At 42.0% G+C, this 20220-nt stretch carries 21 protein-coding genes; 15 read left to right on the forward strand and 6 right to left on the reverse strand.

Annotated features, from left to right (window positions below; genetic code table 11):
- Positions 1-65 precede the first annotated feature (65 nt).
- Together PSH41_RS02280 and PSH41_RS02285 are read left to right on the forward strand one after the other, a co-directional pair.
- Positions 66-398: a type II toxin-antitoxin system RelE/ParE family toxin gene (locus tag PSH41_RS02280; RefSeq protein WP_054982728.1), complete on the forward strand. Its 333-nt coding sequence runs from the start codon at positions 66-68 to the stop codon at positions 396-398.
- Positions 385-699: a helix-turn-helix domain-containing protein gene (locus tag PSH41_RS02285; RefSeq protein ID WP_004586175.1), complete on the forward strand. Its 315-nt coding sequence runs from the start codon at positions 385-387 to the stop codon at positions 697-699. The genes PSH41_RS02280 and PSH41_RS02285 overlap by 14 nt, the downstream gene beginning before the upstream one ends.
- A gap of 692 nt (positions 700-1391) precedes the next feature.
- Here PSH41_RS02285 and PSH41_RS02290 read toward each other — a convergent pair.
- The 3 genes from PSH41_RS02290 to PSH41_RS02300 all read right to left on the reverse strand — a co-directional run bounded on the left by PSH41_RS02290 (position 1392) and on the right by PSH41_RS02300 (position 3982).
- Positions 1392-2579 carry a vWA domain-containing protein gene (locus tag PSH41_RS02290; RefSeq protein ID WP_273588775.1) on the reverse strand — a complete coding sequence of 396 codons (1188 nt, stop codon included), beginning with the start codon at positions 2577-2579 and terminating at the stop codon, positions 1392-1394.
- A gap of 256 nt (positions 2580-2835) precedes the next feature.
- Positions 2836-3690 carry an AAA family ATPase gene (locus PSH41_RS02295; protein ID WP_273588777.1) on the reverse strand — a complete coding sequence of 285 codons (855 nt, stop codon included), beginning with the start codon at positions 3688-3690 and terminating at the stop codon, positions 2836-2838.
- Positions 3691-3742: 52 nt separating this feature from the next.
- Positions 3743-3982: a DUF1653 domain-containing protein gene (locus PSH41_RS02300; protein ID WP_029774266.1), complete on the reverse strand. Its 240-nt coding sequence runs from the start codon at positions 3980-3982 to the stop codon at positions 3743-3745.
- A gap of 60 nt (positions 3983-4042) precedes the next feature.
- On the opposite strand from PSH41_RS02300, the gene PSH41_RS02305 reads away from it, so the two are divergent.
- The 11 genes from PSH41_RS02305 (at position 4043) to rpoS (ending at position 11613) form a co-directional block, all read left to right on the forward strand.
- Positions 4043-4522 carry a DUF2947 domain-containing protein gene (locus PSH41_RS02305; protein ID WP_024033120.1) on the forward strand — a complete coding sequence of 160 codons (480 nt, stop codon included), beginning with the start codon at positions 4043-4045 and terminating at the stop codon, positions 4520-4522.
- Between the two features lie 75 nt (positions 4523-4597).
- On the forward strand, positions 4598-5227 hold the full coding sequence (locus PSH41_RS02310; protein WP_096739193.1) for a hypothetical protein: 630 nt from the start codon (positions 4598-4600) through the stop codon (positions 5225-5227).
- A gap of 30 nt (positions 5228-5257) precedes the next feature.
- A complete protein-coding gene (gene ftsB, locus PSH41_RS02315; RefSeq protein WP_004586182.1) occupies positions 5258-5545 on the forward strand; it encodes a cell division protein FtsB in 288 nt (95 codons plus the stop codon).
- Positions 5535-6236, forward strand: coding sequence for a 2-C-methyl-D-erythritol 4-phosphate cytidylyltransferase (gene ispD / locus PSH41_RS02320; RefSeq protein ID WP_024033118.1), 702 nt, complete (start codon positions 5535-5537; stop codon positions 6234-6236). Before ftsB ends, ispD begins: the two co-directional genes overlap by 11 nt.
- The gene (ispF, locus tag PSH41_RS02325; RefSeq protein ID WP_064385263.1) at positions 6233-6730 is read left to right on the forward strand and encodes a 2-C-methyl-D-erythritol 2,4-cyclodiphosphate synthase; all 498 of its coding nucleotides are present in this window, start codon (positions 6233-6235) and stop codon (positions 6728-6730) included. Before ispD ends, ispF begins: the two co-directional genes overlap by 4 nt.
- Positions 6727-7776, forward strand: a complete 1050-nt coding sequence (gene truD / locus PSH41_RS02330) for a tRNA pseudouridine(13) synthase TruD (RefSeq protein WP_273588781.1) — start codon at positions 6727-6729, stop codon at positions 7774-7776. The genes ispF and truD overlap by 4 nt, the downstream gene beginning before the upstream one ends.
- Complete coding sequence (gene surE / locus PSH41_RS02335) at positions 7757-8521, forward strand: 5'/3'-nucleotidase SurE (protein WP_004586186.1); 765 nt, start codon at positions 7757-7759, stop codon at positions 8519-8521. The genes truD and surE overlap by 20 nt, the downstream gene beginning before the upstream one ends.
- Positions 8511-9149, forward strand: coding sequence for a protein-L-isoaspartate(D-aspartate) O-methyltransferase (locus PSH41_RS02340; RefSeq protein ID WP_004586187.1), 639 nt, complete (start codon positions 8511-8513; stop codon positions 9147-9149). Before surE ends, PSH41_RS02340 begins: the two co-directional genes overlap by 11 nt.
- Positions 9150-9158: 9 nt before the next feature.
- Complete coding sequence (locus PSH41_RS02345) at positions 9159-9737, forward strand: YqaA family protein (protein WP_004586188.1); 579 nt, start codon at positions 9159-9161, stop codon at positions 9735-9737.
- 41 nt (positions 9738-9778) lie between these two features.
- The gene (locus PSH41_RS02350; RefSeq protein WP_273588783.1) at positions 9779-10603 is read left to right on the forward strand and encodes a peptidoglycan DD-metalloendopeptidase family protein; all 825 of its coding nucleotides are present in this window, start codon (positions 9779-9781) and stop codon (positions 10601-10603) included.
- Between the two features lie 35 nt (positions 10604-10638).
- Positions 10639-11613, forward strand: coding sequence for an RNA polymerase sigma factor RpoS (rpoS, locus tag PSH41_RS02355; protein ID WP_024033114.1), 975 nt, complete (start codon positions 10639-10641; stop codon positions 11611-11613).
- A gap of 132 nt (positions 11614-11745) precedes the next feature.
- Here the strand turns inward: rpoS and mutS are convergent, their stop codons facing one another.
- Positions 11746-14331, reverse strand: a complete 2586-nt coding sequence (mutS, locus tag PSH41_RS02360; RefSeq protein ID WP_273588785.1) for a DNA mismatch repair protein MutS — start codon at positions 14329-14331, stop codon at positions 11746-11748.
- 21 nt (positions 14332-14352) lie between these two features.
- Here mutS and PSH41_RS02365 point away from each other — a divergent pair, with 21 nt between their 5' ends.
- Complete coding sequence (locus PSH41_RS02365) at positions 14353-14844, forward strand: CinA family protein (RefSeq protein WP_064385255.1); 492 nt, start codon at positions 14353-14355, stop codon at positions 14842-14844.
- Between the two features lie 65 nt (positions 14845-14909).
- Positions 14910-15953 (forward strand): recombinase RecA, encoded by a 1044-nt coding sequence (gene recA, locus PSH41_RS02370; protein WP_096739200.1) that lies wholly within the window; start codon positions 14910-14912, stop codon positions 15951-15953.
- Positions 15954-16287: 334 nt separating this feature from the next.
- On the opposite strand, the gene PSH41_RS02375 is transcribed toward recA, so the two are convergent.
- Both PSH41_RS02375 and PSH41_RS02380 read right to left on the reverse strand, forming a co-directional pair.
- Positions 16288-18414 carry a TonB-dependent siderophore receptor gene (locus tag PSH41_RS02375; protein ID WP_273588786.1) on the reverse strand — a complete coding sequence of 709 codons (2127 nt, stop codon included), beginning with the start codon at positions 18412-18414 and terminating at the stop codon, positions 16288-16290.
- 405 nt (positions 18415-18819) lie between these two features.
- Positions 18820-19989, reverse strand: a complete 1170-nt coding sequence (locus tag PSH41_RS02380) for a DcaP family trimeric outer membrane transporter (protein ID WP_004586195.1) — start codon at positions 19987-19989, stop codon at positions 18820-18822.
- Between the last annotated feature and the right edge of the window lie 231 nt (positions 19990-20220).

Consider the following 20220-nt stretch of genomic DNA (forward strand, 5'->3'; position numbering starts at 1 on the left):
TACCAGCTGCCGCCCATTTAAAATCTTTAATTGAATTTGTACGCTATCTGCGTATACTTCTATGTATGAAAAGCCTATTTGTTGAATCAAGCATATTTGAAAAGTACCGAGAGCTGTACTTGAGTGATGACGAATATCGTTTATTTCAAGCAGACCTCATGGTTAACCCAAAACAGGGCGATGTGATTCAAGGAACAGGCGGCTTACGTAAAGTTCGAGTTGCGAGCAAAGGAAAAGGTAAGCGTGGCGGTTCAAGAGTTATATATTATTACTTGGACGACAAAAGACGTTTTTATCTACTCACTATTTACAGTAAAAACGAAGTAACCGATTTAACAGCAGATCAGAAAAAGCAATTAAAAGAATTCTTAGAGGTATGGCGCAATGAGCAAACGTGATTTATTTTCAGAATTAACGACAGCACTTGATGATGCTAAAGCGCATTCACAAGGAAAGCTTACGTTACGTACTCATGCGGTAAATGATATTAACGATCTTGCTATTTCACCCGATGAAATAGTAAATATTCGAGAAACATTTAATATGTCGCGCGGTGTATTTGCAAACATTCTACATACATCAGCAAGAACACTCGAAAACTGGGAGCAAGGGCGTAGTGCACCGAATGGGCAAGCAATTACCTTGTTAAAGCTTGTGCAGCGACATCCTGAAACATTGAATCATATAGCTGAATTGTAGGGCTTTGACTCTGTAATACGATTTTTATTATGTTTTAAAATGAATAAAGCGCAGTTGAGCTACAAGGTATAATGTAGAAGTATAAAAAGAATCCTTTCTTTTTATCAGTTAATTAATTGTCACATAAAGTTATTGATGATTAACAAGATTGGAGAAACTGAAGTAACTAACCTTACTAAATCAGCTAAAAACTTCTCACTAATTTTAATCGTGATTTGCATGATGCACCTCTCGGTCAAATGGTTTAAATTAATTGACCATTTTACCGTGCTAATGCTAACCTTTAGTTCTCACGCAAAAGGGTATGGCATTAGCAATTTACAAATGGTCAATACCTAAAGAAAGCCTAAGTTGATTTATAATCGCTTAGGCCTTTTTGTTATAACCATATTCCTTTTGGTTATATGTTTATATTATAACCTTATATAGAAGAGTGCAAATAATAATTTATAGGATAAGGGTAGGTATCATTATTTAGCCTTTCCTTGCTTGAAATTTCAACAGCTCATATTTAGCGCAGTAAGTCGGGTTGTTTCTAGTTAATTCATCATTATCGTCGGATGGCGTGGCTTCGCCACTTATCCGACCTACGTCAAAGGTAGGTTGGTTAAGCCAAAGGCGCCACCCAACAAAGTTATAGGTTCACGCCTGGAGGATTAGCTATTAGTTTTGAGCCTTCGTAAATTAACATTCTAACTCAGCTCTTTTATCGCGTTACTTATTCCATCTAAACTCAGCGGGTACATTCTGTTATCCATCAGCTGCTTAATAAAATCAATTGATTGATAGTAAGGCCAGTGTTCAACGGGTTGTGGGTTGAGCCAGGCGACTTTATCAAAGTGGTTTGTTATACGTTGCAACCATGTACTGCCGGGCTCTTCATTGTAGTGCTCTACTGAGCCGCCGGGGTAGGCTATTTCGTAAGGGCCCATAGTGGCATCACCTACAAATATAACTTTGTAATCACTGGTAAATTTATTAATCAGTGTCATGGTGTCGATGATGTTTGAATGGCGACGCGTATTGTCTTGCCAAACGTGCTCGTATAAACAGTTATGAAAGTAGTAAAACTCTAAATGTTTAAACTCGCTGTGGGCTGCGCTAAATAGCTCTTCGCAGGTATGAATGTAGTCATCCATTGAGCCGCCAATATCAAACAGCATTAATACTTTAACGGCATTGTGGCGCTCGGGTGCCATTTTTACATCCAGCATGCCGCCTTGTTTGGCGGTAGCGCGAATGGTCTCGTTTAAATCAAGGGTGTCACTTGCGCCTGTGCGGGCAAATTTACGTAATTTTTTAAGGGCGAGTTTAATAGTACGAGAGCCAATTTCGCGATCAGAGTCTAAATTGCGGTATTCGCGCTTATCCCACACTTTTACCGCTTGGCGATTACGGTTACCGTCTTGCCCTATACGCACGCCTTCTGGGTTATAGCCGTATGCACCAAAAGGTGATGTACCACCAGTGCCCACCCATTTATTGCCGCCTGCGTGGCGTTTTTGTTGCTCTTCTAAACGCTCTTTTAGGGTTTTCATTAGCTCGTCGAGCCCACCCATGGCTTTTAGCTGGGCTTTTTCTTCATCGCTTAGGTGTTTTTCAAACTCTTTGCGCAACCAGTCTTTAGGTAAGTTGTGCTGTTGTTTTAAACTTTCGAGCAAATCAAGGTCGGCAATACCGCTAAAGTAGTCGCTGAACGCTTTGTCGAACCGGTCAAAATGGGTTTCGTCTTTTACCATTATGGTGCGGGCTAAATGGTAAAAGCCATCTACATCGGCAAATATAACGCCTTTTTTTAAGGCGTTTATTAAATCGAGTAGCTCGCGCAGGCTTACTGGTAAGCGGTATTTGCGCAGCGTGAAAAAAAACTGTACTAACATGTTTGGGCCTGTTTATCTTTCGAGGTTAAATTTGCAGCAGTGTGTTTGGTATTTAGGTAAGGCAGAGCCTATGTAGTGTGGTTATTCCCCATAAATAGGCGATAACACAGCATAAATACCAAACACGCGCTGCCCGAGGGTTCGTCCTAGGGACGATTAACTCTTTGTTGCTCGGCTTTTACTTAGCCCACTAGGTTACAAACCTCGCGCCACGATTAAATCGTCCTTAGTTAGAACAAATTTTAATCCTGAAAGGTCAACAGGCCCCACGACTCATAAAGGCAAGTTTTTCGATGAGGCTTATGTCTTGCTCATTTTTAAGCAGTGCGCCAAACATCGGCATTAAGCCGCCTTTTTGGGCTTTATCGTGCAGTGTTTTAGCGTCTATATCTTCTGCCATTAAAAGCTTTAACCAATCCAGTAATTCGCTGGTGGAAGGTTTCTTTTTAAGACCGTTGGCTTCACGTAAGTTAAAAAATACTTCGAGTGCTTGGCGAACTAAATCTTGTTTAACGTTAGGGTAGTGCACATCAACGATTTGCTGCATTTCTTCGCTGCTTGGAAAATCAATATAGTGAAAAAAACAGCGGCGTAAAAAGGCATCTGGTAGTTCTTTTTCGTTGTTTGACGTGATGATCACAATAGGGCGTTCTTTCGCTACAATGCGCTCGTTAGTTTCGTAAACATGAAACTCCATTTTATCAAGCTCTAGTAGTAAGTCGTTCGGGAACTCGATGTCGGCTTTGTCTATTTCGTCGATTAAAAGCACTGGCCGTTTGCCGTTAAGTTCAGCGTAGTTAAACGCTTGCCACAGTTTACCTTTAACAATGTAGTTGCCAATGTTATGTACGCGCTCATCGCCTAATTGGCTGTCGCGTAGGCGCGATACCGCGTCGTATTCGTACAAGCCCTGTTGTGCTTTGGTGGTTGATTTAATGTGCCACTGAATAAGCTCGGTATCTAAGCTTTTAGCAAGCTCTTCCGCAAGCATGGTTTTACCTGTACCTGGCTCACCTTTAATTAATAAGGGTTTTTCAAGCATAATAGCGGCATTTACAGCCTGTTTAAGCGAGCTGCTAGCGATGTAGTTGTCGGTAGAATTAAATTGCACGGGTTCCCCTTGCCTGGTCTGATCAGTGTTGTATGTGATTATAATGCCATAGTTAATCTGCAGCTCCAAGGTAGGCAAAGCGTGGAATAGTGTGTCCATCTTTTTCAACGGTTTCTAAAAACATACTTAGTGGACGTGCCCACATGCCGTACTCGCCATACAGGGCTTGGTATATAACAAGTTGCTCGTCGGTTTCACTGTGTGTTGCTACGTAAAATACTTTGTATTGTGGGCCTTTATAGTGTTGATATATGCCTGGTTTGAGGGAAAGCGGTTTTATTGCTGTAGTCATGTTTTGATCTCTTGTATAATTGCGTTTGCTTTTTATTATGCCAAAGAATACACCAACACTATGAATTATATTTCGCTCGATGATCACAAAAAAGCCTGGGTTTTTCGCCATAAAGACCTCCCTGTATCTGAAGAAGACGCTGCGCGTATTAAGCCAATGACCAGCGAACGTGCTGCGGTGCTTTGGAGCACTATGGTGAGCCGCGAGTTCGACCACCCCGATTTTTTTGATAAAACTGATTGGTGCGGTAAAGAAGAAAGCTTTAGCGATGAAGTAAATTGGGAAGATGCGTGGGAAAATGGCGACGAAAGCTTACCGCAAGCTATTTTGGATCATTTAGATTGGCAGGCTAATACCACTGTTTATTTTTGTATGGCACGCGATAACGTTATAGAAACCACCTTTGATGTATTTAAACGTAATTGGCAAAACTTTATGTTTTTAGCTGATGGCAGTTTATTAATTGGTAAAAAGCGTAATACCGTGGTGCAATTTTTAGAAAGCGGCATTGCTAAATTAGGTGAAAAGCCAAGCGCTTAAATTGCCTAGTACGCTTAAAAAATAGCCGCTATTGTGCTATAAAACAGCTACCTAATTGTTTTTTGAGTATAACTATTGGTAGCGAAGAGTCAGCCACTTGCAGCTCAGCAGCAAGAAATATGGCAAAGTGATGCGCAAAAAGTGCTGTATGCACAATTGTGCAATGCGTTTTATCAGCGAGAGGTACAGCGCTTAGTTGCTGAGCCTAATGCCGATAAACTACGCCGCCAATTAAAAAGCTTACCTTATTATATAGAACGGGCGGCCACTTTGGTTGCCAATGGGAGTTCGCCGTTTACGCTCGACTCACAAAATGGCTCTTGGCTTGAAAAACAAAAGCCAACACCGCCAGAGGTTAACGCTCAGGCAAATGAACTTTTTTATAAAAAATATGCCCAAGTGGGGCTAATAGTGCCGGTGTTAATAAATAGCCATGACCAAGTGAGGCTAAGAATAGACAGCATAGATCAAGTAAGCGACAATAAACTGCACTGTAATGAACTAGGCTGGTTTGATTTTTTTGGCAAGGGCCTAGAGCAAGCAAATACGCAGTTGGTAAAACCCAGTAAAATGAGTTTAACAGCGGCGTGTTGCGGGCATCAGTGGCAATTTTCAAAACGCTGCGCACCTAGGTTGCTTTCACTTAGAGAAATGCTATTAGCGGGTAATATTAATTGGCGTAATATAAAACGCCCACGAGCCTAATTTTATTTAAAAACGAATAGGGAGTGTTAAATGCGGTTTTTTCAGCTTGGCCTGTTGTGCTTAGCACTGTTTATACAATACCGACTTTGGTTTGGTCATAACGGGGTGCAAGACTATACGCGTTTAAAAGCAGCCGTGGCTTCTCATCAACAAACTAATGAAAAACTAATTAAGCGCAATAAAGTACTTACCGCCGACATAGAAGATTTAAAGCTTGGTCAAGAAGGTATAGAAGAGCGCGCTCGTAACGAATTAGGAATGATTAAACCGGATGAAACATTTATACGTGTTTTACCGGGCAAACAACATGAAAAATAATAATTCAATAGCTGCCATTGTACCCGCTGCCGGCGTAGGCAGCAGAATGCAGCACAGTGCACCTAAGCAGTATATTAAATTGGCAGGAAAAACTATTTTAGAGCACACGCTCTGTAAGCTTTCGCAATTACAAAGCTTAAGCCAAATAGTTGTAGCCGTTAGTCAAACCGACCCTTATTTTGACTCGCTTGCGCACATAGACTCGCGAATTTTACGCGCCAGCGGCGGGCAAGAGCGAGCAGACTCAGTGCTTAATAGCCTATTATTTTTAGAAAATAACCCTCCTGAATGGGTGCTGGTGCACGACGCAGCCCGCCCCTTAGTTACTATTAACGATATTGAAACCTTAATAGCGCATTGTATAGCCGACGACGAAGGCGGTATTTTAGCAAGCAAGGTAAAAGACACCATAAAGCGTGGTAACACGCATAGCGAGCAAACCGTGCCTCGTGATGATTTATGGCAAGCGCTTACACCGCAGTTTTTTAAATATGACGAGCTTAAAAATGCGTTGCAACGTGCGCTTTGTGAAGGCGTAACTATTACCGATGAAGCCAGTGCCATTGAGTGGGCAAATAAACCCGTTAAGCTAATTGCAGGGCGCAGCGACAATATTAAAATAACCACGCCGGAGGATTTAGACCTAGCGGGGTTTTTATTAAACAAACAACAAAACGAGCAAGCATTATGATTCGAATTGGCCATGGTTTTGACGTACACAAATTTGGTGGCGAAGGCCCAATAACAATTTGCGGCGAAAAAATAGATTACCCGCAGGGCTTTTTAGCACACTCAGATGGCGATGTTGCTATTCATGCATTATGCGATGCTATTTTAGGCGCTTTGGCAATGGGCGATATTGGTAAGCATTTTCCGGATACGGCGAGCGAGTATGAAAATATAGATAGCCGTATTTTACTTCGCCATGTTGTAGGCCTTGCCAAAGAGCAAGGTTATGTACTGGGCAATGGCGATGTCACTATTGTGGCGCAGGCTCCTAAAATGTTGCCACACATCCACGCTATGCGCACTAATTTAGCCAGCGATTTAAATTGCGAGCTTTCACAAATCAATGTTAAAGCGACCACCACCGAAAAGCTCGGCTTTGAAGGGCGTAAAGAAGGTATTTCTAGCCATGCGGTAGTTATTATGAGCAAAGCGCCTGAGAGTACAGCAAGCGCATGAGCGATTTAAATTACCTATACGGTGCACCGCTTTCAAAAGCAGACTTTAAAACCGTTGCTGAAGATTTTATGGTTGATGAAGACCTCGGCATAGAATTTACCGGCAGTGGTGAGCATGTATGCTTACAGGTCGTTAAAAAAGGTGAAAACACGCAATATGTGGCCAAGTTAATTGCACAAAAGGCTGGAGTGTCACCGCGCGAAGTAAGCTATGCTGGCATGAAAGACCGCCACGGCGTGTGTAGCCAATGGTTTAGTGTAAAAGTACCCATTAAAAAGCATATTGATTTTAGTGAACTCAATAGCGACAGCATTTTTGTGGTTTCGCAACAGCGCCACGAACGTAAATTACGCACCGGTTGCCACAAAGGAAACCGATTCACTATTACGCTTCGTAATGTAACCCAGCCACTTGATATTTTATGCCGCATTAATGCCGTACGTGCGGGTGTGCCTAACTACTTTGGCGAGCAGCGCTTTGGCCGCGATGGGCATAATTTAGTTATGGCCGAAAAAATGTTTGCCGGCGAGCGCATTCGCGATAAAAAACTACGCGGTATTATTATCTCCGCTGCCCGTTCACATGTATTTAATCAAATAGTGAGCTTACGTGTTAAAGAGCATGGGTTAGCTAAAACCATGCACCGTGAAGTATTTATGCTAAGCGGTAGTAACGCATTTTTTGAAGATGCAATAAGCGATGAAAACATAGCACGTTTAGCCTCTGGCGATATTATGATGTCGGCCCCTATGGTTGGTAAAAGTGAAAAGGGCTTAACTGAACAAGAAAAAATATGGCTAAAACCATACCAAGCATGGTGTGAGGGCTTAGGCGAATTAGGCCTTAAAAATGAGCGCCGTATGCTGCGCCTCATTCCGCAAGATTTAACCATAGAAACACTAGACGAAACGACTTTAAAATTAAGCTTTGGATTGCCTAAAGGGTGTTTTGCTACCGCACTTTTACGTGAGCTGGTGGATTACACCGATGCAAGCCCTAATGAGCGAAAAGAAAAGGACAGTCAAAATGAAGATACTGCTAAGTAACGACGACGGTGTAAACGCTAAAGGGATTGCTGTTTTATACCAGGCTCTTACGCAAATTGCCGATGTAACCCTTGTAGCCCCTGATCGTAACTGTAGTGGTGCCAGTAACTCGTTAACGTTAATAAATCCACTGCGCTCTACCACGCTTGAAAACGGCTTTATATCGGTTAATGGCACGCCTACTGATTGTGTTCATTTAGGGGTTAATCAGTTAGTTGATGAAACGCCTGATTTAGTCGTAGCAGGTATTAACCACGGCGCTAATTTGGGCGATGATACATTGTATTCAGGCACTGTGGCTGCGGCGACCGAAGGGCGCCATTTAGGCTTGCCTGCTATTGCCGTGTCGCTTTGCTCGCACCATGGTGAGCACTTTGAAACCGCAGCAGCTGTGACCGTTAATATAATTAAAGGGCTGGCATCGCACCCACTGCCTAAAGATCAAATTATCAATGTAAATGTACCCGATATTCCTCTAAGTGAGCTAAAAGGGGTGCAAGTTACGCGTTTAGGCGCTCGACATAAAGCCGAAACCATGACCAAACAAACGGACCCATGGGGGCGTGATATTTTTTGGTATGGCTCGCTTGGTATTGAAAGCGATGCCGGTGAGGGCACTGATTTTTACGCTGTTAATAATGGCTATGCTTCAGTTACACCGTTAAGCGTTGATATGACAGCAAAAGAAAGTATTGAAGCGGTTGGGCAGTGGTTAGCTGAAATGGAGATAAACCGTGCTGGCTAATTACTCGCGCAGTGCTATTGCGCTTTCTAAGCTATTAGAGCAAGAAGGGGTAGAAGACAAACAGGTATTAAAAGCCATTGCTGATATACCACGTCATGCCTTTATTGATGATGTACTAAAACACAAGGCGTACGAAAACACGGCGTTGCCGATAGGGCAAGGGCAAACTATTTCGCAGCCTTATATTGTGGCGCGTATGACCGAGCTGCTTCATTTGGCTGGCGTACGCGACAAAGTGTTAGAAATTGGCACAGGCTCTGGTTATCAAACCGCAGTGTTAGCCAAGTGTTTTAATAAGGTGTATTCGGTCGAGCGTATAAAAGCACTGCAATGGCAGGCTAAACGCCGTTTACATCAACTTGATTTATACAATGTAACCATGAAACACGCAGATGGCTGGCAAGGCTGGCAATCGCAGGCCCCGTTTAATGGTATTATAGTTACCGCGGCCGCATCGAAAGTACCTCAAGACTTACTTGCACAACTAGCTGATGGCGGTGTACTCCTTGCCCCCATTGGAGAGCAAGAACAAAAATTAACCATGGTTATTCGCCAAGGCGATAGCTTCACAGAGCATGTTATTGCACCAGTTCGGTTTGTCCCTCTCGTCCCTGGTGATATTGAATAGGAATTCACGTTGAAATTGTTTACTAAGTTATACGATATGGCCCTAGTGTGGGCAAAACACCGCTTTGCTGAGCGCTATTTAGCAGCCATGAGCTTTGCTGAGTCCGTTTTTTTTCCGGTACCACCGGATGTAATGCTTGCTCCTATGTCGCTTGCTCAGCCAAGTAAAGCGTGGCGCTTTGCAAGCTTTGCAACAGTTGCTTCAGTACTTGGGGGGATTGTAGGTTACTTTTTAGGTTACTGGTTATTTGAGCCTGTTGTACAGCCCTTTATTGAGCAGATGCACTGGCAAGAAAAGTTTGAAACAGCGCTTACATGGTTTAAAGAGTATGGCGTGTGGGTGGTGTTTTTAGCGGGCTTTTCACCTATCCCTTATAAGGTATTTACTATTGGTGCAGGGGTATTACAAATGGCATTTTTACCATTTTTAATAGCGTCTGCCGTTGGCCGTGGTGCGCGTTTCTTTTTAGTTTCTGCTTTAATGAAGTGGGGCGGGGTTAAAATGGAGCAAAAATTACGTCAATATGTTGAAGTACTTGGCTGGGGTTTAGTTATATTAATAGCGGTTGCTTACTTTTTATTACGCTAACTAGCAAAAGTAGTACTTTTTAAATTTCGGAGCAAAACACCTTGAATAGTCAGTACGTATTATATGTGGTTGTATTTATTGCTGTTTTTCTTTCGGGGTGTTCATCTCGCCATATTCCTGCTCCTGTTAGTAGCCTCAATACTAATGTTAATGATTTTCAAAAAGGCATTAACATTAGTGGAAATAAATACACAGTACAAAAGGGTGATACTTTATATTCCATTGCCTTTAGTGCAGGGCAAGATTTTAGGTCGCTTGCAAAAAACAATTCAATTCCATCACCTTATGTTATTTATCCTGGGCAAGTTGTTTCGCTTGTAGCCACCAGTAGCCATGCGGTTGCTAGCAATTCATCCGCTAAACGAAGCTCAGCAACCACTAAAAAAGTACAAAAAACTAACAAAAAATTAAAGAAAAATCTTGATCAGCCGAAACAACGAGAGTATGTTCAAAAACAAGCCAATGAAATAATTAGTAATGCTAAACCTTTGTCGAACAGTAAAGTAAAGTGGTTTTGGCCTGCAAAGGGCAAAGTGACTAAACGCTTTTCTAATAAGGAAAACGGTTACAAGGGTTTACAGATTACTAATCGTACAGGGGCTTCAGTTTTAGCCGCAGCACAAGGAACGGTGGTGTATGCGGGTAATGCGCTTCGAGGGTACGGTAATTTAATCATTTTGAAACATAATGATGATTACCTAAGTGCTTATGCACATAACTCGAAACTACTTGTTAGAGAAAAGCAGAAAGTTAAGGCAGGACAAAAAATAGCAGAAATGGGCAAGTCAGAATCTTCGGTCACTGCGCTTCGTTTTGAAATTCGCTACCGTGGGCAAGCTGTCAATCCTGCTAAATACCTTCCCTAATTTTTAGGTATTGATAATTGCTCGGGAGAAGGCTTATGGCTAACGCAGCAAAACTTGACAAAAACACCACCGACGAAAAATTTGATGACACCGCAGTAGAAGAAACTGCAGCATTACTTGAAGAGGTTGATAACGAAGAAGAGATATTTGCAAAAGAGGAAGTAACTAAAAACCTTGATGCAACCCAACTTTATTTAGGAGAAATTGGTTTTTCTCCCCTACTTAGCGCTGAAGAAGAAGTCTTTTTTGCCCGCAAATCGCTACGTGGATGTGAAGCATCTCGCAAGCGTATGATTGAAAGTAACCTACGTTTAGTTGTAAAAATTGCCCGCCGTTATAACAACCGAGGATTAGCACTTCTAGATTTAATTGAAGAAGGTAACCTAGGTTTAATTCGCGCTGTTGAAAAGTTTGACCCAGAACGCGGTTTTAGATTTTCGACTTATGCAACGTGGTGGATACGCCAAACAATTGAACGCGCCATTATGAATCAAACGCGCACAATTCGCCTGCCAATACATGTAGTTAAAGAATTAAATGTTTACTTGCGTACAGCACGCGAGCTGACACAAAAGCTAGACCATGAGCCAACTGCTGAAGAAATTGCTGAAAGCTTAGGTAGACCCGTAGAAGACGTAACTAAAATGCTACGCTTAAACGAAAAAATTGCCTCAGTTGATATGCCAATTGGCGGTGAGAACGACAGCGCACTGTTAGACATTATTGCCGATGAAAAAAGCGCAGGCCCTGAGGGCGAAGTTCAAAACAATGATATTAACAAACATATTGTTGATTGGTTAGGTGAGTTAAACCCTAAACAACGTGAAGTATTAGCGCGTCGCTTTGGTTTACTTGGCTATGAGCCATCAACACTTGAAGATGTTGGCCGTGAAATTGGTTTAACGCGAGAGCGCGTAAGACAAATTCAGGTAGAAGCATTACGTCGTTTAAAAGATATTTTACAACAAGAAGGGTTAAGCACAGAAAGTTTGTTTGACCAGTTCTCGTAACTCCCTTTTATACTGTCTATGTGTTTAAAAGCTGAAGAATAAAACCTTCAGCTTTTTTTATGTCTTACAACCCCCAAGAAATACTATTCACTGTGTTATCAGCTTCTTAACCACCGCTCAAGTTATCTATATTTAAAGCAGAGCCTTTAATTTATAAAGAAGTTCGTGTGCTTGACGCGGCGATAGGTTATCAGGGTCAATGGCATTGAGTTGCTCCTCAACCTCTGAAGGCTCAGGCGCAGGTAACTCATTAGCAAATGAAAACGCCTGCTGCTCAGCATTAGGCGCTGTTACACTTTGGTGGTTTTCGAGCAGTTTAAGCTTTTGTTTTGCTTGGGCTATCACGGCTTTAGGCACGCCGGCAAGCGCTGCGACCTGTAAGCCAAAGCTTTTACTTGCTGCACCATCAAGCACAGTATGCATAAATGCAATGGTGTCGTTGTGCTCTATGGCATCTAAGTGCACATTCACCAGTCCAGTTTTTTGCTCGGCAAGTTCCGTTAATTCAAAGTAGTGCGTAGCAAATAATGTTTTAGCAGATATTTTTTGTGCCAGATGATCAGCCGTTGCATAAGCAAGTGACAAGCCATCGTAGGTACTGGTACCTCTGCCTATTTCATCCATTAATACCAAAGATTGCGCAGTTGCATTATTTAAAATTGTGGCAGTTTCGGTCATTTCTACCATAAAAGTAGAGCGACCAGAGGCTAAATCGTCGCTTGCACCAATGCGTGTAAATATACGGTCAATATTACCAATTTTTGCACTATCAGCAGGGACATAACAGCCAATATGCGCCATCAATACGATAAGTGCTGTTTGGCGCATATAGGTTGATTTACCACCCATGTTTGGACCGGTGATAATCAACATTTTACGCTGGCTATTTAGCTCCACAGGGTTGGCAATAAAAGGTTCTTTCATTACTTGCTCTACCACAGGGTGGCGACCTTGTTTAATACTTATATTGTCATCATCGCATAGCTGTGGTTTAGCATAGTTAAGCGTTTGGGCTCGCTCTGCTAAGTTATTCAATACATCTAAATCAGCTAATGCGCCAGCCATCATTTGAAGCTGTTCAATATGCGGGGCTATAAACTCAAATAGCTCTTCATATAATTGTTTTTCAAGTGCAAGAGCTTTTGATTGGCTGCCAAGCACTTTATCTTCGTGCTCTTTTAGTTCAGGTATTATGTAGCGTTCATTATTTTTAAGCGTTTGGCGGCGAATATAATCAGCAGGTACTAAGTGTGAATTTGCACGACTTACCTCGATAAAAAAGCCATGCACCTTGTTATAGCCAATTTTTAATGTGCTGATCCCGGTGCGCTCGCGCTCTCTAAGCTCTAGTTGCTCAAGTATATCGGTAGCGCCTTTACTCAAGTTTCGCCATTCATCGAGTTCGCTGTTGTAGCCAGGTGCAATAACGCCCCCATCGCGAATTAGTACTGGTGGGTTATCAATAACAGCACGCTCAAGTAAAGCTTGTAGTTCAGGCAGCTCTGGAGAATGGCGAACAATGCTAGCGATACGCTCATCATTAGCATTGTTTAATAATGCGTGCAGTGGTGCGAGTGCTTGTAGGGCACTGCGCAGTCGGGTTAAATCGCGCGGGCGTGCGGTGCATAAAGCAAGTCGTGCTATTACGCGTTCTATGTCACCAATTTCTTTTAATGAATCGTGTAACTCGCCATATAACTGCACATCTAAAATTGCGCTAATGGCATTTAAACGTGAGTTAAGCTCATTTTTATTACGCACAGGTGTATGAATACGGCGTTTAAGTAAACGCGACCCCATGGCCGTGGCGGTTTTATCAAGTACCTGCGCTAAGGTGTTTTCAAAGCCGCCCGATAAATTAACGGTTAGTTCTAAATTTTTGCGTGTTGCCGCATCTAATATAACTGCGTGCTCGTTATGCTCAAGCGTAATAGCGCGAATGTGGGGTAGCGCAATACGCTGGGTATCTTTTACGTATTGCATTAAACAACCCGCAGCGACCAAAGCAGCATGCGCTTTATCTACACCAAAACCAACTAAATCTTTGGTGCCAAACTGCTCGCACAGTAAGTGTTGCGCGGTGTCTAGGTCAAACTCCCACTCAGGGCGTCGCCGTGCCCCTTTTATATGCTCAATTAAATGTGTGTTTTCAAAGCTTTCACAGTATAAAAGCTCAGCGGGTGCTAAGCGCTGTAAGGTTGAAGTAAATGCTTCGTCGGTGTTAACTTCAACTACGTTGAAGCGCCCTGAATTTATATCAAGGTAGGCAATACCGTATAGCCCTTTTTTATTTTGCCATACGCTAGTGAGTAAGTTATCTTGGCGTTCTTGCAATAGCGCTTCATCTGAAATAGTACCCGGTGTAACGATACGTACGACTTTGCGCTCTACTGGCCCTTTACTGGTTGCAGGATCGCCAACTTGCTCACATATAGCAACCGATTCGCCCATTTGCACTAAACGAGCTAAATAGTTTTCTACTGCATGATAAGGGACACCCGCCATAGGGATAGGATCGCCGCCGGCTTTACCGCGATGCGTTTGCGAAATATCGAGTAGTTGGGCCGCGCGTTTAGCGTCGTCAAAAAAGAGTTCATAAAAATCCCCCATACGATAAAACAATAAAATATCGCGATGCTCTGATTTTATTTTTAGATACTGCTGCATCATAGGGGTTTGTTGTTTTATAGTGTGCGGTGCATAAAGATCAAACGACATGTATTTACCCAAAGGCTGAATATGGAATTACATCAAGAGATTAAAACACTTGCTGCGCAATTGGGCGTTATTTTAACGGATAAACGCTTATGGATCACTACCGCTGAATCATGTACTGGTGGCGGAGTGAGTTATGCGCTTACAGATACGCCAGGTAGCTCAGGTTATTTGGGCCGCGCATTTGTTACTTATAGTAATGAAGCTAAGCATGAACTGCTTAATGTGGCCAATACTACGCTAGAGCAATTTGGTGCGGTGAGTGAGCAAACAGTAAAAGAGATGGCTTTTGGTGCCGCAAGCGTTGCCAAAGCTGATGTTGCCGTGGCAATTTCGGGCATTGCTGGGCCAGGTGGCGCTACGTCCGATAAACCAGTTGGCTTTGTGTGGTTTTGCATACAAATTGCCAATGAACAATTTACTTTTAAACAAATATTTAACGGCGATAGAGCGCAAGTTAGAATGCAAGCTATTGAATTTGCATTGAAAAAAACTATCGAGAAGATAAAATTATAAATTTCACTTGATACTGTGATTTCATACAGTATACTTGTTCGCATTAGCCGGATTTGGAGAACAGAATGAACGATAATAAACAAAAAGCGCTGGACGCTGCTCTATCACAAATTGAGCGTCAATTTGGTAAAGGATCAATTATGAAACTGGGCGATAACAAAGCCCTAAATATTGATGCTGTATCTACAGGCTCACTTGGGATTGATATTGCTTTAGGCATAGGCGGTTTGCCTATGGGGCGTATTGTTGAAGTGTATGGCCCTGAGTCTTCAGGTAAAACAACGCTTACTTTGCAAGTTATCGCGCAGGCTCAAAAAGAAGGCAAAACATGTGCCTTTGTTGATGCTGAGCATGCTCTTGATCCGGTATACGCACAAAAGTTAGGTGTTAACATTGATGAGCTGTTAGTGTCTCAGCCAGATACCGGTGAGCAAGCACTAGAAATTTGTGACATGTTAGTACGTTCAAGTGCTGTAGATGTTGTTATTGTCGATTCTGTTGCAGCGCTTACACCAAAAGCTGAAATTGAAGGCGACATGGGCGACTCGCACATGGGCTTACAAGCACGTTTAATGTCGCAAGCACTACGTAAGCTTACAGGTAATATTAAACGCTCAAATACGCTATGTATTTTCATTAACCAAATTCGTATGAAAATTGGTGTAATGTTTGGTAACCCTGAAACAACAACTGGTGGTAATGCACTTAAGTTTTACGCATCAGTGCGTATTGATATTCGTCGTATCGGCTCTGTTAAAGAAGGCGATGAGGTAGTCGGTAACGAAACCCGCGTTAAAGTAGTTAAAAACAAAGTTGCACCACCGTTTAAACAAGCTGAGTTCATCATTATGTATGGTGAAGGTATTTCTAAACAAGGTGAGTTAATAGATTTAGGTGTTAAGCACAAAATTGTTGAAAAAGCAGGTGCTTGGTACAGCTACAACGGCAATAAAGTAGGCCAAGGTAAATCAAACTCTATTAAGTTTTTGAAAGAAAACGTAGAAATTGCAGATGAAATTGAAGGTAAGTTACGTGATATGTTGCTATTAAAAGCAACGGTTGAGCCAGAAGATGGCGAAGACGTATTAGGCGCTGAGCCTGACCTTTAAGTGTAAACGTTCTCTAAGCTTGATTTGACCCGAGCTTTAAAAGGCGCTAACCAGCAATGGTTAGCGCCTTTTTGTGTTTAAAGCACGTTAAAACGATAACCTTACAGGTTTTAATAGATGCAGTTTAAATAGCACTTAGCCATATTTACAGCGAGGCTGGCTAACAAGTACGCTTTTTAATTGAGGCGCGTAATAAAAGCATGGTATTGCTAGGACTTTGCATAAAATAGATAGCGCAAGGAGGGGGATAAGCGCTTTAACTTAAGGGGGCTTAAAGCAAAAACGGCACTAAAAAGTGCCGTTTAAATTTAAAAGCCGTACTTTAAAAAGCGACTTATAGCTGCCAGTTTACAGATAGCGCGTAGTTACGTGGCGCACCGTAATAACCTTGAGCCCAGTATAAGCTGTGTAGGTATTTTTCATCTGTGGTGTTATTAACGTTAAAAGTAACCCCAACGTTTTCTGTAATTTTGTAGTTAGCCATTAAATCAAGAATACCGTAAGCATCTTGGTTCGTGGTTACAAGTGCAGCGCCGGTTGCATCTTCAACTTGTACGCGGCTAACCGAGTCTTGCCAACGATAATTTGCACCAAAAGTTAAGCCTTCAACAAATGGTACTTGGTAAGTTGCAGCCAGTTTTAGCTGGTTCTCTGGCGTGTAATCTTCAACTAAATCATCACCATCAATACTTAAATTACTAAAGCTGATGCTTGCACTTAAATCGTCGGTCACTTTACCACTTAATTCAATTTCAAAACCGTCGCTGGTGATACCATCAGCACCATAATAACGAGTATCGCTTGGTAATGAATCAGGTAATGCAACAGCTAGGTTTTCTTGTTTTGCATCAAAGTAAGCAAAGGTTACAAATACTTGGTCGTCTAAAAGCTGTGCTTTTAAACCAATTTCGCTACTTTTACCTGTAATTGGCGCCAATTGCTCAGCATTAATATCAAGCTCTTTTTGTGGCACAAAGGTCTCTGTGTAACTTGCGTAGGCTGAAAGCGATTCATTAAAGTCATACACAGCCCCCACATACGGGATAACTTCGCTGTCGTTACGTGTTTGTTCTACACCATAAGCAGTGCCGGATGTTTCCCAATCAGTGTAACGTACACCTGCTAACACACTTAGCGGAGCGCTTAATTTAATGCGAGTAGACATATAAGCTGATTGCTGTTTGTTTTCTATGTCACTGCCATTTAAGCCATCAGCAAGGGTTGCTTCAGGTACTACGCCATCCCATGTATCAAGCGAAGGCATTGCTGGGAAGCCGTTGCCCGTGGTGTAATCGTAAAGCGACTGTTCGTTGTAATCCATTTTTGCTTGGCTAACACCAAATGACAGGTCGTGCTCTTGGCCAAATAAATCAAATTTACCGCTGGCGTATAAATCAAATAAATCGTGCTTATCTTCGTAGTCGTAACGGCTTGCGTAACCGGTTAAACCAAGGCCAGTTTCGCTATCTGGTGTGCCATATACGTAAAATAGTTCCGAGTCTTGCTCGTTTTCTATGTGTGCGTAACGCGCTGTTGCAACCCACGTAGCCGATAGGTTTTGCTCAAGTGTTACATATACTTGCTCTGCGCTGTTATCCCAGTAAGACCAATCAGATGCCGTACTTGTAGAGGCGTCGTAGTTTGTTGCTGTGCCATCGGTGTAATAAAGAGGGAGTGCGCCCCAAAGTGGGCTATCGGCATCTTTTTGTTGGTTAACATAGTTGATGCTTAATGTCGTGTCGTCGGTTAGCTTGCCTTCGTAAGCAAGATAAGCAATTGTTTTATCTGTTTCGTAACGATCTAGGTATGACTCCGCTTTTTGCTTGGTAAATACGGCGCGCACAGCGTGGTCGTCGTTAATTGGCGTTGAAACATCTACTTCTAAACGCTTGTTGTTCCATGAACCATACGATGCAGATGCATGCGCTTGAGTTATGTAAGTTGGTTTTTTTAATACCATATTTACGGTTGCAGATGGGTTACCTGCGCCAGTCATAAGGCCGTTTGCACCACGTACAATTTCTACACGGTCGTAAATAGACGTATCTAAAGTGCCCTGAATAGAGCCTGAGCTTTGTGGGATGCCTAAACCATCAACCTGAAAGTTTGTTATTTCAAAGCCACGGGCTTTAAAATAAGTACGGTCAGTTTCTATTTGTTCTACAGTTACACCGGGGGTGCTCTCTAGCACTGAGTTAATATCATCTAGTGAAAAATCATCCATTAAAGCGCGAGAAACAACAGAAATACTTTGTGGGGTTTCTTTGATTGTTAGGCCTAATTTTGTAGCAGATTGCGCATCTTCTGTGATGTAGTTTTTATGATGCTGGCCATACACTGCTATTTTTTCTAATGAGTCATCTGTATTTGTTGTAGTTTCTTGTGCAAATGCATGACCAGATAAAACAAGTGAAGTAATAAGGCTTAGCTTAGATAAACGCAAAATTTGTTGGGACGACATGTGTTTTTCCAATAGGTTCAAAAAAGAAGTGCATAACATAATCTAAATGAGAGTGATTTTCAATAACATGTTTGTTGTTTGTGTAAAATAATTAATAGTTATCCGAAATTGTGGGAATTTAGTGGATTTTAGCAACTAAGTAGCCGCTTAGTTTAGCGCTAAGGTAATACTCCTTAATCGCAAAGAGGGTGCTATTTCTGTACAAACTTTTATCTGAGCTCTTCCAAATGCTGCTATTTTAGCTTGTTTAAGTGCTAACCGTGTTTAATTTACTGAAAATATCAGACAAAAAAGCATTCTTAAATACCATTACTATCACAGTACTATTAAACCTTTTAAACAGAGTTCAAGTTGTATAGCTAAAAAAAGCGGCCTGAGCCGCTTTATTGTGATCACTATGTTTAATTAAAAATTGTATTTTACAGAAAATTGTAAGCGCTCTAAATCACCGTCAATACCACTTTCTGTTTCGCGCTCGGCATGTTTAAACTCTGCACCAAATGTTAAACGCTTAACAGGTGAGTATAAAATGTTTGCACTAAAGCTTTGGCTTGATTCAACAGGGTCACCTGATATTGTTAATAGATCGGTGTTGTTGTCAGCACTAAAGAAAGAATATAAGAAAGTTGAGCGCCACTGGCTTGTCCATTTATGCTGATAAGCAACAAAACCAGATGTTGAGTCTATTGCATCTAGTTCATCGCCATTAAGCACTGCACCATGGGCAACATTTAAGCCCACGTAACGGCCAAGGCCTTTACCTTGTGTAAGCATAAATTTAAGATAGTCTTCGCCAAAATTTACACGGCCCGAAGCGCTAATACCAAACGAGGTTTCATCAGCGTCAACATCGCCTACTTTATAAGTAAGTTGGCGAGCAAGTGCTGCAACTACAAAGTTACCCCAATCGGCATTGTGTGTGTAGCGCGCAGTAAAATCAGGAAGTGACGCATCATCTGTTTCTACACGTGCGCCACCTTGAGTGGTAATTGTGCTTTCTGGGTTTTCTAGTGAGAACGACCAAGCACCGGTTGTGTACTTAATTTGCGTTTGGCGAACAAAAACAGTGCCTTCAGCAGGGCCTACAAAATCAAGTGTTTCTGCCAGTGCACCCACGTTTTGAAAGTTTGACCATGTTTGACCAAATAACCAGCCATCGTAAGTTACAAATGCATGGCGAATACGTGGAGCATAAGAGTTTGATACGCGCTCGTTACCGCCAGGGGCCGATGCTAAAAAGTCTAACTCAATTTTAGTTTTAACTGTTTTACCGTTATCCATTAACGTTGACGTACCAAAGTTAAAACGTGACTCACGTGCATGCATATCAAATACGGCATCCGAATCATCGTCATCGCCTACTGGCAGTGTGCTTGGTACGTAAAAATCACGCCCTACATTTGAGCCATCAGGAGCGCCTGCAGAGTAATCACTCCACATTGTATCTAGCTTAATGTATCCGCCGTAAGTAAATTCGGTGTTACCTACTTTAGCTGCAGTTGCCGCATAAGCTGTGCTTGTTAAAGCACATAATACAGCACTCGCTGCAAGAGTTTTTAATGGGGTAAATTTCATTGTGGTGTCCTTTAAAGGCTACTTGTTGTTTGTTGCTTTTTAAACGTTCAAATGTATTACTTGCTACAGGTATTACTTACGAATAAAAATTTATTTATCTTGCATCACGCTACGAGTTCGTTAAATAAGTGTTTAACTTGCATGGCTGCATCATTATTTTAATGTCCGAAAACCACTTTTAAATATGTGCAAAATTTACTCAATTACCTATTGGTCTATAAGACGAAGGTT

The organism is Pseudoalteromonas sp. CST2 (genome assembly GCF_028599385.1).
GTDB classification, from domain to species: Bacteria; Pseudomonadota; Gammaproteobacteria; order Enterobacterales; family Alteromonadaceae; genus Pseudoalteromonas; species Pseudoalteromonas atlantica.

Coding starts and splice junctions, on each gene's coding strand:
- PSH41_RS02280 (WP_054982728.1), top strand. CDS start 66: ATGAAAAGCCTATTTGTTGAATCAAGCATATTTGAAAAGTACCGAGAG.
- PSH41_RS02285 (WP_004586175.1), top strand. CDS start 385: ATGAGCAAACGTGATTTATTTTCAGAATTAACGACAGCACTTGATGAT.
- PSH41_RS02290 (WP_273588775.1), bottom strand. CDS start 2,579: ATGTTAGTACAGTTTTTTTTCACGCTGCGCAAATACCGCTTACCAGTA.
- PSH41_RS02300 (WP_029774266.1), bottom strand. CDS start 3,982: ATGACTACAGCAATAAAACCGCTTTCCCTCAAACCAGGCATATATCAA.
- PSH41_RS02305 (WP_024033120.1), top strand. CDS start 4,043: ATGAATTATATTTCGCTCGATGATCACAAAAAAGCCTGGGTTTTTCGC.
- ftsB (WP_004586182.1), top strand. CDS start 5,258: ATGCGGTTTTTTCAGCTTGGCCTGTTGTGCTTAGCACTGTTTATACAA.
- ispD (WP_024033118.1), top strand. CDS start 5,535: ATGAAAAATAATAATTCAATAGCTGCCATTGTACCCGCTGCCGGCGTA.
- ispF (WP_064385263.1), top strand. CDS start 6,233: ATGATTCGAATTGGCCATGGTTTTGACGTACACAAATTTGGTGGCGAA.
- truD (WP_273588781.1), top strand. CDS start 6,727: ATGAGCGATTTAAATTACCTATACGGTGCACCGCTTTCAAAAGCAGAC.
- surE (WP_004586186.1), top strand. CDS start 7,757: ATGAAGATACTGCTAAGTAACGACGACGGTGTAAACGCTAAAGGGATT.
- rpoS (WP_024033114.1), top strand. CDS start 10,639: ATGGCTAACGCAGCAAAACTTGACAAAAACACCACCGACGAAAAATTT.
- mutS (WP_273588785.1), bottom strand. CDS start 14,331: ATGTCGTTTGATCTTTATGCACCGCACACTATAAAACAACAAACCCCT.
- PSH41_RS02365 (WP_064385255.1), top strand. CDS start 14,353: ATGGAATTACATCAAGAGATTAAAACACTTGCTGCGCAATTGGGCGTT.
- recA (WP_096739200.1), top strand. CDS start 14,910: ATGAACGATAATAAACAAAAAGCGCTGGACGCTGCTCTATCACAAATT.
- PSH41_RS02375 (WP_273588786.1), bottom strand. CDS start 18,414: ATGTCGTCCCAACAAATTTTGCGTTTATCTAAGCTAAGCCTTATTACT.
- PSH41_RS02380 (WP_004586195.1), bottom strand. CDS start 19,989: ATGAAATTTACCCCATTAAAAACTCTTGCAGCGAGTGCTGTATTATGT.